Annotated in this window: 8 protein-coding genes; 3 read left to right on the top strand and 5 right to left on the bottom strand. The window is 62.9% G+C overall.

Annotated features, from left to right (window positions below):
- The first annotated feature begins 29 nt into the window (after positions 1-29).
- Positions 30-1,250 carry an MFS transporter gene (locus PTE31013_RS20190; protein WP_150614423.1) on the top strand — a complete coding sequence of 407 codons (1,221 nt, stop codon included), beginning with the start codon at positions 30-32 and terminating at the stop codon, positions 1,248-1,250.
- An 18-nt stretch (positions 1,251-1,268) separates the two neighbouring features.
- On the opposite strand, the gene pdxR is transcribed toward PTE31013_RS20190, so the two are convergent.
- Entirely contained in the window at positions 1,269-2,888 is a 1,620-nt protein-coding gene (gene pdxR, locus PTE31013_RS20185) for a MocR-like pyridoxine biosynthesis transcription factor PdxR (RefSeq protein WP_246174757.1), read from the bottom strand.
- A gap of 239 nt (positions 2,889-3,127) precedes the next feature.
- Here pdxR and PTE31013_RS20180 point away from each other — a divergent pair, with 239 nt between their 5' ends.
- On the top strand, positions 3,128-3,853 hold the full coding sequence (locus PTE31013_RS20180; RefSeq protein ID WP_150614422.1) for a GNAT family N-acetyltransferase: 726 nt from the start codon (positions 3,128-3,130) through the stop codon (positions 3,851-3,853).
- A 107-nt stretch (positions 3,854-3,960) separates the two neighbouring features.
- On the opposite strand, the gene PTE31013_RS20175 is transcribed toward PTE31013_RS20180, so the two are convergent.
- The 3 genes from PTE31013_RS20175 to PTE31013_RS20165 form a co-directional block, all read right to left on the bottom strand.
- Positions 3,961-5,253, bottom strand: a complete 1,293-nt coding sequence (locus PTE31013_RS20175) for an NCS2 family permease (protein WP_150614421.1) — start codon at positions 5,251-5,253, stop codon at positions 3,961-3,963.
- A gap of 91 nt (positions 5,254-5,344) precedes the next feature.
- The gene (locus PTE31013_RS20170) at positions 5,345-6,385 is read right to left on the bottom strand and encodes a porin (RefSeq protein ID WP_150614420.1); all 1,041 of its coding nucleotides are present in this window, start codon (positions 6,383-6,385) and stop codon (positions 5,345-5,347) included.
- A gap of 1,145 nt (positions 6,386-7,530) precedes the next feature.
- Positions 7,531-8,370 (bottom strand): metal-dependent hydrolase, encoded by an 840-nt coding sequence (locus PTE31013_RS20165; RefSeq protein WP_150614419.1) that lies wholly within the window; start codon positions 8,368-8,370, stop codon positions 7,531-7,533.
- Positions 8,371-8,528: 158 nt separating this feature from the next.
- Between PTE31013_RS20165 and PTE31013_RS20160 the strand changes: the two genes are divergently transcribed.
- Positions 8,529-9,179, top strand: a complete 651-nt coding sequence (locus PTE31013_RS20160) for a TetR/AcrR family transcriptional regulator (RefSeq protein ID WP_246174754.1) — start codon at positions 8,529-8,531, stop codon at positions 9,177-9,179.
- A 137-nt stretch (positions 9,180-9,316) separates the two neighbouring features.
- Here the strand turns inward: PTE31013_RS20160 and PTE31013_RS20155 are convergent, their stop codons facing one another.
- Positions 9,317-11,557 (bottom strand): NADP-dependent isocitrate dehydrogenase, encoded by a 2,241-nt coding sequence (locus PTE31013_RS20155; protein ID WP_150614418.1) that lies wholly within the window; start codon positions 11,555-11,557, stop codon positions 9,317-9,319.
- Between the last annotated feature and the right edge of the window lie 40 nt (positions 11,558-11,597).

Genomic DNA, 11,597 nt, shown 5'->3' with positions numbered 1-11,597 from the left:
GGTTTCGTCGATTCCTGAACTCCTGCGCAATGCCCAACGACACCCGCTCCGCGAACCCGCCGATCGCCACGACGGTGCAGATCGTCTCCACCGTGTTCTTCACGTTCCTCTGCTATCTGACGATCGGATTGCCGCTCGCGGTGTTGCCGTCGTTCGTGCATGTCGATCTCGCGTACAGCTCGGTCATTGCCGGGCTGGCCATCAGCGTTCAGTACCTTGCGACGCTGCTTTCTCGGCCTTATGCCGGGCGCACGGCCGACGCCTGGGGACCTAAACGTACGGTGTTGTGCGGGATCGTAGCCTGTGGCGCGTCCGGGTTGCTCGTGGCCTTGGGCGGCATGTTTTCCGGTGTGCCGTGGCTGGCGCTTCTCACGCTGGTTTTCGGGCGTCTCGTGCTTGGCTTTGGTGAGAGCTGGGTATCGACGGGCGCGATCATGTGGGGCATTGGCCAGGTGGGGCCGTCGCATACGGCGCGCGTCATCTCGTGGAACGGCGTGGCGACTTACGGTGCGCTTGCGCTGGGCGCGCCGCTTGGCGTTGCCCTCGACAATGCATACGGCATCGAAGTGCTTGGCGTGGCGATTGCGCTGGCGGGCGTCGTTGGCTTGCTGCTCGCGCGCATGAAGCGTGCGACGCCCGTCATCCATGGCGAGCGTCTTGCATTCCGGGCCGTGCTCGGCCGCGTGTTGCCGTTCGGCATGGGGCTCGCGCTGGGATCCATCGGTTTCGGCGCCATCTCCACGTTCGTCACCCTCTACTACGCGAGCCATCATTGGGACAACGCGGCGCTGGCGCTGACCGCGTTCGGCTTGTGCTTCATGGGCGTACGACTGCTTTTCGGCAGCAGCATCGGGCGCTTCGGCGGCTACCGTGTGGCCATGACGTCATTCGCGCTCGAGGCATTCGGCCTGATCGTGCTCGGGATAGCGCCGACGGGATTCACGGCGTTGCTGGGGGCGGCGCTCTCGGGGGCTGGATTCTCGCTCGTGTTCCCGTCCCTGGGCGTGGCGGCCGTCAACCTGGTGCCGGCACAAAACCGTGGCGCGGCACTTGGCGCGTACTCCGTGTTCCTCGACGTGGCGCTGGGCGTGACCGGGCCGGTGGCGGGCCTGATCGTGGGTGCCTATGGCTATGCCGAGGTCTACCTGTGTGCGTCGGTGGCTGCGGTGGCGGCCGTCTTGCTCACGCTGTGGATGGCGCGAGCCGAGCAGGCTCGCGACGCCGACAAGAAAGTCGTGCAGACGGCGTAATGCCGGGCGGCGGCAGATTCAATCCACCGCCAACGTCGCGACCTTCCCCACCTTCTGCGTTGCCACGATCGCGGCGAGCCGCTTGATCAGGCCGGGGATGCGTGGCGCGTCCGTATCGCCGTAGCCGATCACCAGTCCGTTATCCGTGGGGTGGGGATCGAGTGCGAAGCTCGACAGGGCGCGGGGGCCGATGCCTTCGCGCTGCGCAGCGGCCACGATGGCCTTGTCCGGGAACGCGGGGTCGAGCCGTACCGTCAGGTGCAGGCCGCAGCGCTCGCCGATCACCGCATACGCCGGGTCGAAATGGACGGCCAGCGCGTCGCGCAAGGCCGTCTGACGTTCCCGATAGAGTCGTCGCATGCGACCGAGATGCCGGGCAAACTGGCCGCTGCGAATGAATTCCGCGAGTGCCAGTTGTTCGAAACGATGACCGCCGCGCAGGAGTTCGTCGAGGGCGTCGCGGGCTTGCGAGGCAAGTGCCGTCGGCAGAATCAGGAAGCCGAGGCGCAGCGCGGGAAACATCGTCTTGCTGAACGTGCCCACGTAGACCACGGGCGCATCTGACACCATCCCCTGCATCGCGGCGATCGGCTCACCTTGATGGCGAAACTCGCTGTCGTAATCGTCTTCCAGAATCCAGGCACCATGGCGCCGCGCCTGCGCGATCAGATCAAGACGGCGCGAGGCTGACAGCACGCTACCGAGCGGATACTGGTGCGACGGCGTGACATAAACCAGTCGCGGCGGCGTGCGTTCCCACGCTCCTTCCGGAATCACGACGCCCTCATCGTCGACGCGCAGGGCATGAAGGCGGACATCGCCTGAATGGAAAGCGGCCTTCGCGCCGCGATAGCCAGGGTCTTCCATCCACACCGTATCGCCGGGGTCCGTGAGCAGGCGGACGCAGAGAATCAGCGCCTCGTGCGCGCCTTCCGTGATCACGACTTGCGTGGCATCGCAACGTACCCCGCGCGAGATACGCAAGTGGGCGGCAATGGCATCCCGCAGCGCGGGTTCGCCGAGGGGGTCGCCGTAATGATAGTGGCGAGGTTGGGCGTCGCGCATCACGCGTTCGAGCGTGCGCCGCCAGGTACTGGTCGGAAAGCGGGTGAGCGCTGGGACGCCTGGCGTGAACGGCAGGGGCGTTTCGTCGGCGCGGGCGGCGTGGCGCGTTGCGGGCAGGCGTTGGATGCGGCGGGAGGCGAGTGGTGTCGCGGCATGATCGTCCTGTGCGCGGGCGGGGCTTGCCACCGCGTCATTTGCCTTCGATGTCGGCGCGTTGGCGGTGTTTGGGGCTTTGTCGGCGAAGTGTGGATCGAGGGAGAGTTGGGCGACGCGGGTGCCAAGTCGATGGGGCACGACGAAACCTTCGGCGGCCAGTTGGTCGTAGACGATCGAGACCGTGTTGCGTGAAATGGCGAGGTCTTCGGCGAGCGTGCGTGAGGCAGGCAGTCGGGCACCGGCGGGCAGACGGCCTTCGAGAATGGCGTGTTTGAGACGAGAGAGGAGTTGTTTTTGGAGGGAGGTGCCTGCGCGCCTGGGTCCGATCGTCAGGGGGCTATCGAACAGTGCGGCGACGTTCTCCGGAAGCGCATCCGGGGTGCCGGGACGGGATTTGGGGGACGCGGAGGCGGACATGTCGGGAGCGAGAGGCGAGTGGTGTTAGGGGGAAGGCGTGTATGGTTGGACCGGAGCCCCGTCCCGCTGCGCGTTGGCGCACGGTTTGAGTGGCGGGGCTTCGGTCTGGCTTGCCGAGCGGTGGATTAAGTGTATGGCACCATGAGATCGTCAAAGTATGGTGCTTTTCATCGTACCACTGAAGCGATACTTTAGACCTCACGCCTTGCGTGTTGCGCTAACTTCCGGAGACGAGCGAGATGACTGACGCCCCGAATTTCAACGAGTACGACCAACCCATCGGTGCATCGTTACCGGACTGGACACCCCGTGCCCAACCACCGCGCGCGCCGATCGACGGGCGTTACTGCCGGATAGAGCCGATCGACGTGGAGCGTCATGCGAAGGACTTGTACGAGGCATATGCCAGTGCTGCGGACGGTCGCGACTGGACCTACATGAGTGCGGGCCCGTTTCCGGATTTCGATAGTTATTACGCGTGCGTGACCAAGATGGCGGCGTCCAGCGATCCGTTGCATTACGCGATCATCGATCGGGAGACGGGGCGGGCGGTGGGGACGTTGGCGCTCATGCGCATCGACGTGGCGAACGGGGTGATTGAAGTCGGGCACGTGGCGTACTCGCCGTTGCTCAAGCGCACGCGTGCTGGCACGGAGGCGCAGTATTTGCTGATGCGTCGGGCGTTCGACGCGTTGGGGTATCGCCGATACGAGTGGAAATGCGATGCGCTCAATGCCCCGTCGCGGCGCGCGGCGGCGCGCTACGGCTTCACGTTCGAGGGCATATTCCGACAGGCGATCGTCTACCGGGGGCGTAGCCGGGACACCGCGTGGTTCTCGATCACCGATGGCGAATGGCCGGCCGTCAGCCGGGGGTTCGAGCAATGGCTTTTGCCGGAGAACTTCGACGCGCAGGGCCGCCATCGTACTGGGCTTGCCGAATTGATCTCGGCGGCGAGGGCGTGAGCGGCGCGCAGGGTGGGTAGGACGGGGACGGCGAGAAGGCTCCAAAAGCAAACGGCCCGCCGGCGGATACGCCGGTGGGCCGTCGTGCTATCGGGACATCGTATCGATCAGCTCGGGAAGAACGCGTACTTCAGCACGAAGAGGACGGCGATCACCCAGGCGGCCGGGTGGACATCCTTCGCGCGGCCCGTGAACAGCTTGAGTACGGCGTACGAGATGAAGCCGAACGCCAGACCGGTGGCGATCGAATACGTGAACGGCATCGCCAGGGCGGTCAAGGCGGCCGGGGTGGCTTCGGTGATGTCGTCCCATTCCACGTCGAGCAGTTCGCGCAGCATCAACCCGGCCACGTAGAGCAATGCCGGTGCGGCCGCGTAGGCGGGCACCGAACCGGCCAGCGGCGCGATGAAGAGGGCGAGGATGAAGAGCGCGGCGATCGTGAGCGCGGTGAGGCCGGTGCGTCCGCCCGCCTGCACACCCGAGGCGCTTTCCACGTAGGCCGTCGTGCTGCTCGTACCCAGCAGCGAGCCGAAGAAAATCGCGATCGAATCGGCGAAGAGTGCGCGGCCGAGGCCCTTGTAATGGGTACCTTCGAGCAGTCCGGCCCGCTTGGCCACGCCCATCAGCGTACCGGTTGCGTCGAACACTTCGACCAGCACGAAGGCCAGAATGACGTGAATGAAGCCCGCGTGCAGCGCGCCCGGGATGTCGAGCTTGAGGAACGTCGGCGCGAGGCTCGGCGGCATGGCGAATACGCCCTGGAACTGATTCAGGCCGAGCACCATCGAGAGAATCGTCACGACCAGGATGCCGATCAGGATCGCGCCACGAACGCGCAGGGCGTCGAGCACGGCAATCAGGAAGAAGCCGAAAATTGCGAGCAGGGCTTGCGGGGCGTGGAGATCGCCCAGGCCGATCTTCGTTGCCGGATTGGCGACGACCACGCCGGCGTTACCGAGCGCGATGATGGCGAGGAACAGGCCGATACCGGCGGCAATCGCACATCGCAACGATTTCGGTACCCCGGCAATTAGCCAGGAGCGTATGCCCGTCACCGTCAGGATGATGAACAAGCAGCCTGAGATGAACACGGCTCCCAGGGCTTGCTGCCACGAGTAGCCCATTGCGCCCACGACCGTGAAGGCGAAGAAGGCGTTCAGCCCCATGCCCGGCGCCATGCCGATCGGGTAGTTGGCGATGAGCGCCATCACCACCGAGCCGATCGCGGCGGCGAGACACGTCGCCACGAACACGGCGCTCTTGTCCATGCCCGTGGTGCCGAGGATATTGGGGTTGACGAAAATGATGTACGACATGGTCAGGAAGGTCGTGAGACCTGCCACCATTTCGGTGCGTACATTGGAGCCATGCTCCTGGAGTTTGAAGAATTTAGTCAGCAACGTGCTCTCCTTGTGCCTTTGTTATGCCGTTGTCCGTGTGCAGCGGGGGCGCGCGCATTTTACTGTGAGCGAGCCCGTGCAGCGGAGTTTGTCAGAACTTGGTACGCATGCCCACCCCAAAAGTATTCCCGGCTTCCAGCCCGGACACCTTGTCGTTCAGATAGGCGACGTAAAGATCTGTGCGCTTCGAGAAGTTGTAGTCGTAACCGACGGCCCAGGTATTTCGGCTGACGTCGTTTCGTCCTGAATTCTTCGTATAGGCGTACGACGCGATCGCACTGCCTGCGCCGAGTGGCACCGAAATCCCGAACTGCGCGCCGTTCGACGTCAGGTTGCCGCCGGTGATCGTGTTCTTGATGTACTGATATTGGCCATAGAGCTTGACCACATGAAAATCGTAGGTCAGGCCAGCCTGGAGCGCTTGCTGATTGCGAAAGCCGGTGATGCCGGCCTGATCGTCGGGCGTGGAATCGAACTTCACCTGCTGATAGGCGAGCGTGGCGGCGAGCGGGCCGTGGAAATACATCGCGGCGGCGCTCCACTTGTTCTGTCCGGTCTCACCGGCCTTGTTGCCGAAGGCATAGGAGACGCTTGCCCCGAGTCCCTTGTAATCCGGCGTGGCGTACATCACGGCGTTGTTCCATCCCGAATCACCGACGATGCCTTGACCCGCGAGGCCGACGAACGTCTGATAGACCATCGGGCTAAACGTATAGGAGTCAACGAACGGGTTGAACAGGATCGTCGAGACGAAATACGACGTGGTGAGACGGCCCATCGTGACCGTACCGAGCGTATTCGACTGTAGGCCGACATAGGCATTGCGGGAGAAAAGGCTGTCGCCCGTGAAGCGGCCATAATGTCCGCTTTGGGGCAGGAAGAAATCCTCCAGCGCGAAGATCGCCTTGAGGCCGTCGCCGAGATCTTCCGTGCCCTTCATGCCCCAGTACGACGTGGACATTCCGCCGCCGCCTTGCGTCCAGGCGCGCTCGCCGCCGGGCGTTTTGGCGGCGCCGACCCAGGCGTCGACCTGACCGTAAAGCGATATGTTCGATTGCGCATGGGCGACGCCCGCTACGCCGCAGACCGCGAGGGCGAACGCGCCCCGCAGCCAACCTGCTGCCTTGCTCATGTCTGTGTCTCCGTCTCGTTTTGATTTGTGCGTGCCTCTGAACTTCGCTTCTCACCGAACGGTGCAAGGGGGCACGCCTGAGTCATTGACACACTGACTTCACGTTGCGCGGGTCTCGGTGCTGCTTTGAGGCGTGATCATTATTATCAAGATGCCGCTTGTGGCATATCACTCGGCGTTGATACTCGGTATTCCGTTGTTTGGGGCACATCTTTGGGGCGTACGCGGATACCGGGCCTACCCCGCGCCAACCTCTGCGGTCGGACGCCGGGCCGGCACCCGTTTTCGTCGCTCCACGAAATTCGCTTTGGAAAACGGGTACCGGCCCGACGTCTCGAAACACTCCCCCCCATCGTCGCAACCTCCCCAAGCACCCACCCCGCCACAATCGCCAATCTCTCCGTCACGATGACACCGCCTCTTCATGCGCCCAGGGTCTCGCCGCCCGTCCCCACGTGCTGCGCATCTGCTGGTGACGGACGGCGAGACCCTCGACATCTCATCAGTACCTCTCGCCGCCCAGTCCACATAGGCCATGGCTGCCGACGACGCTGCAACACAATGGGACTACCCCGGACCTGAAGCGTTTCGCTACCACGCCACGACGCCAGGCTCGACCAGGTGTTTCGGAATGGGCCTAATCAAGGCGAGAAACACGTTACGACGACATCACGATGCCGGGCGTGGCGAAGCGCTTCGCAATGCGTTCTACCAGAGCCTGAAACGGTTCGCGACGACATCGCGATGCCGGGGCGTGGCGAAGCGTGTCGGAACGCGTCCGCGTAGAGCGAGAACCATTTCACGATGACGTTGCGATACCGGGCGTGGGGAAGTGCTTGGGGGATGACGAGGCTCTCGCCGATCGTCACCAGCAGATGCGAAGCACGTGGGGACGGTCGGCGAGAGCCTGGGCGCAAGAGAAGACGGTGTCATCGTGACGATGATGCGCGGGAGTACGGTGAGGTGGGGAGTGGGGGAGGTTGCAACGATGAGTGGGCGCGTTTCGAGACGTCGGGCCGGTACCCGTTTTCCAAAGCGAATTTCGTGGAGCGACGAAAACGGGTGCCGGCCCGGCGTCCGACCGTAGAGATTAGCGAGGGGTAGGCCCCCAGCAGCAGGAAACAAACAGGAGAATCGAGCGAAAGTCAGCGAACCGCCCGCCACTTGTCGTGATGCGCCGCAAGCCATCTTTCGGCGAGCGCCGGATCGCCGTGACGGTTCGGATGAAACGAGGGCAGAAGGTACTTGAGCATTGGCCCGGTGCTGCGCCAGACGACGCCATCGCGTCCGAAGAACATCGTGGCGAATCCCCACCAGGTGCGGGGTTTGAAGAGTGTGCCGTCGTGCCAGAGGTTATTGATCGTCTGCGCGTGACTCTCAAGCGCAAACATGAACAGCACGTAGAGATAGGTGAGAACGCGTTGGCGCTCGCTGCCGCCGAGTGCGCGATAGAGGTCGAACGCCACCGCCTTGTGCTCGGTTTCCTCAGCCGCGTGCCAGCGCCACATCAGGCGCATTTTCGGTTCGGCCTTCGCGAGCCAGCGGTCGTAACGAAGGGCCCCATCCCCAAATACGGCGGTGCAGTGCTCGTATGCAGCCGTCACGGCCAGCATGTACATCGGCGAAAGCTTGCGGCGGCGAGCCCACTGGATGCGCGCTGTCGCCCAGTTCTCCCAGTGATTCACCAGTCCCTGTTTCGCCAACTGTGCGTTGTACTGACCGTGCAGGTGACGATGCGTCGCTTCCTGACCGATGAACTGGGCGATGTCGGCACGCAGTGTGTCATAGCGCACGTCGGCGGGCAAACGATCCATTGTGTCGCGTACCGAATCGATGAACGACTGCTCTCCCACCGGAAAGCTCATCGACAGCGCGTTGTAATACATGGTGCGGTAAGCATCGCCGCTATGCCAATGCCGCGCGAAGCCACCGGCCAGATCAACAGTCAACTTACGTACGGTCAGGGCAGAAAGGTCATGGCTCATGGTGTCTTGCCTCTGCGGCGATATTGAGGGATTCGCGGCGCCGAGGTGGCTCAGAAGGCGCTTTTTCATCGCCGTCTCTTGAACTTCGCAGCGAATGTGAGCATTATTCATTTTTCCGGCGTCTTGCCGCAACTCGCTTCCCGCTCAGGTTTTTCGATATGGTCACACCCAAGCCACCCGCGCCCCAGAACGCCTCGTCCGCCATGCGAAAGCGGCCAATGCAGGCGCGCGCTCAGCACACCGTAGAGACCATTTTCGAAGCCACCGCTCAGGTTCTCGACGAAGAAGGCGAAGCCGCACTCACGACCAATCGCATCGCCCGCAAGGCCGGCTTCTCCATTGGTACCCTGTACCAGTACTTCCCGACCAAAGAAGCGATTCTGCTGGCGATGATTGCGCGCGAGCGGCGCCGGGTGATGGACGAACTCAACGAACGCATCGCACGTGCGGCGGAAGAGGGCGCCGACCCCGAACGTGTGATTCGCGAGCGGCTGCGGGTGCTGATCGAGGCCTTTGGCGCAGGTGGGCGCGTGAAACGTTCTCTCATCAAGATGGCGTGGCAGCTCGATCACCACGAGAACATCATGCAAGCCATGCGTGAGGCGGCCGAACATATCGCCATCGCCATGTCGCGACGTGACGCGCCCGAAATGCGTCCGCCCACCGCCGCCACCGTCTTCGTGCTCACACGCGCCGTCATGGGCACGCTGCGCTCGGCTGCGCTTGAAGATTCCCCCCTGCTTGGCACCCCAGAATTCGAGGACGAGCTTTACCGGTTGTGCTGGGGGCTGCTGCGCGCGGACGGCTAGGGCCACAGGCGGCCGCGCAGCGCTGCCCTGTTTTGAAGAAGGCAACAAAAAAGCTGGCCTCAGCCAGCTTCTTTGTCAGGACTACCGGGCGATCGTTGACGATCGCCCGTCGTTCGACCTGCGGCGCTACGTCTTCATTACGCCTTCGCGATGCCTTCCAGCGCAGCGTTGAACGTCTTGCTCGGACGCATGACCTGCTCGAGCTTCTCGAGGTCCGGCTTGTAGTAGCCGCCGATGTCCGCCGGCTTGCCTTGCACGTCGGCGAGTTCGCCCACGATGGCCTTCTCGTTCTCGATCAGTTGCTTGGCGAGCGGTGCGAAGTGCTTGGCCAGATCGGCGTCGTCCTTCTGCTCGGCCAATTCCTGCGCCCAGTACATCGCCAGATAGAACTGGCTGCCGCGGTTATCCAACTGGCCGGTCTTCGGCGACGGACCCTTGCTGTTGTCGAGCAGCTTGCCAGTGGCAGCGTCGAGCGTCTTGGCGAGGATCTTGGCGCGCTGGTTGCCCGTCTTGATGCCCAGGTCTTCGAGCGAAACCGCCAGCGCCAGGAATTCACCCAGCGAATCCCAACGCAGGTGGTTCTCTTCCACCAGTTGCTTGACGTGCTTCGGTGCCGAGCCGCCTGCCCCCGTCTCGTACATGCCGCCACCCGCCATGAGTGGCACGATCGACAGCATCTTGGCGCTGGTGCCCAATTCCATGATCGGGAACAGGTCGGTCAGGTAATCGCGCAGAATGTTGCCGGTCACCGAGATGGTGTCCAGACCGCGGATCACGCGCTCGAGCGTGTAACGCATGGCACGCACTTGCGACATGATCTGGATGTCGAGACCGTTGGTGTCGTAATCCTTCAGATACGTCTCGACCTTCTTGATCAACTCAGCCTCGTGCGGACGGTACGGGTCGAGCCAGAACACGGCCGGCATGCCCGAGTTGCGCACGCGGTTCACGGCAAGCTTCACCCAGTCACGGATCGGCGCGTCCTTGACCTGGCACATACGCCAGATGTCGCCGGCTTCGACGTTCTGCGAGAGCAGCACTTCGCCGGTGGCGATGTCGACGATGTTCGCCACGCCGTCTTCGGCGATTTCGAACGTCTTGTCGTGCGAACCGTACTCTTCGGCCTTCTGCGCCATCAGGCCGACGTTCGGCACCGTACCCATCGTGGTCGGGTCGAAGTTGCCGTTCGTCTTGCAGAAGTTGATGATTTCCTGATAGATGCGCGCGAACGTGCTCTCCGGGATCACGGCCTTCGTGTCCTTCGGACGGCCATCGGCGCCCCACATCTTGCCGCCGATGCGGATCATGGCCGGCATCGAGGCGTCGACGATCACGTCGTTCGGCGCGTGCAGGTTCGAGATGCCCTTGGCCGAGTCGACCATCGCCAGCTCCGGACGATGCTCGTGGCAAGCATGCAGATCGCGGATGATCTCTTCGCGCTGCGTGCTCGGCAGCGATTCGATCTTCTCGTACAGGTTCACAAGGCCGTTGTTGACGTTCACGCCCAGTTCGTCAAACAGCTTGCCGTGCTTCTCGAAGGCTTCCTTGTAGAAGATCTTCACGGCGTGGCCGAACACGATCGGGTGCGAGACCTTCATCATGGTGGCCTTCACGTGCAGCGAGAGCATCACGCCAGTCTTGCGTGCATCTTCCATCTGCTCTTCATAGAATTCGCACAGCGCCTTCTTGCTCATGAACATGCTGTCGATGATTTCGCCGTCGAGCAGCGCGACCTTCGGCTTGAGCACGATCGTCTTGCCGCTCGTGGTGACGAGTTCCATCTTGACGTCACGGGCGCGATCGAGCGTCATCGACTTTTCGCCGTGATAGAAGTCGCCATGCTTCATGTGCGCCACGTGCGTACGCGACGCCATGCTCCACTCGCCCATGCTGTGCGGGTGCTTCTTGGCGTAGTTCTTGACGGCCTGCGGGGCGCGACGATCCGAGTTGCCTTCACGCAGCACCGGGTTCACGGCCGAGCCGAGGCATTTCGAATAGCGCTTCTGGATGGCCTTCTCTTCGTCGGTCTTCGGGTCTTCCGGAAAGTCCGGCACCTTGTAGCCCTTCGATTGCAGTTCCTTGATCGCGCTCTGTAGCTGGAACACCGACGCGCTGATGTTCGGCAGCTTGATGATGTTCGTATCAGGGTCTTGCGTCAGACGGCCCAGCTCGGCGAGGTTATCCGGCACGCGCTGGTCTTCCGTCAGGAATTCGGGGAATTCGCCGAGGATACGGCTCGAGACTGAAATGTCGCTGGTCTCGATCGACACGCCCGCCGGTGCGGTAAACGTGCGAATGATCGGGAGGAAGGCGCTGGTGGCCAGAAGCGGGGCTTCGTCGGTCAGGGTGTAGATGATGCTGGGTTGCTGCGTGCTCATCGCTGGTCTCGGATTCAAGAATCAGGGAAAGGTGGGGGAA

Source organism: Pandoraea terrigena (assembly GCF_902459705.1).
Classification (GTDB): domain Bacteria; phylum Pseudomonadota; class Gammaproteobacteria; order Burkholderiales; family Burkholderiaceae; genus Pandoraea; species Pandoraea terrigena.
Note: the sequence above shows the minus strand (reverse complement) of the source record. Positions and strands in the feature narration are given on the sequence as shown.

What these genes read in the sequence shown, in the direction of transcription:
- PTE31013_RS20155 (WP_150614418.1), bottom strand. Translation starts at nt 11,557, where the DNA reads ATGAGCACGCAGCAACCCAGCATCATCTACACCCTGACCGACGAAGCC.
- PTE31013_RS20170 (WP_150614420.1), bottom strand. Translation starts at nt 6,385, where the DNA reads ATGAGCAAGGCAGCAGGTTGGCTGCGGGGCGCGTTCGCCCTCGCGGTC.
- pdxR (WP_246174757.1), bottom strand. Translation starts at nt 2,888, where the DNA reads ATGTCCGCCTCCGCGTCCCCCAAATCCCGTCCCGGCACCCCGGATGCG.
- PTE31013_RS20180 (WP_150614422.1), top strand. Translation starts at nt 3,128, where the DNA reads ATGACTGACGCCCCGAATTTCAACGAGTACGACCAACCCATCGGTGCA.
- PTE31013_RS20160 (WP_246174754.1), top strand. Translation starts at nt 8,529, where the DNA reads ATGGTCACACCCAAGCCACCCGCGCCCCAGAACGCCTCGTCCGCCATG.
- PTE31013_RS20165 (WP_150614419.1), bottom strand. Translation starts at nt 8,370, where the DNA reads ATGAGCCATGACCTTTCTGCCCTGACCGTACGTAAGTTGACTGTTGAT.
- PTE31013_RS20190 (WP_150614423.1), top strand. Translation starts at nt 30, where the DNA reads ATGCCCAACGACACCCGCTCCGCGAACCCGCCGATCGCCACGACGGTG.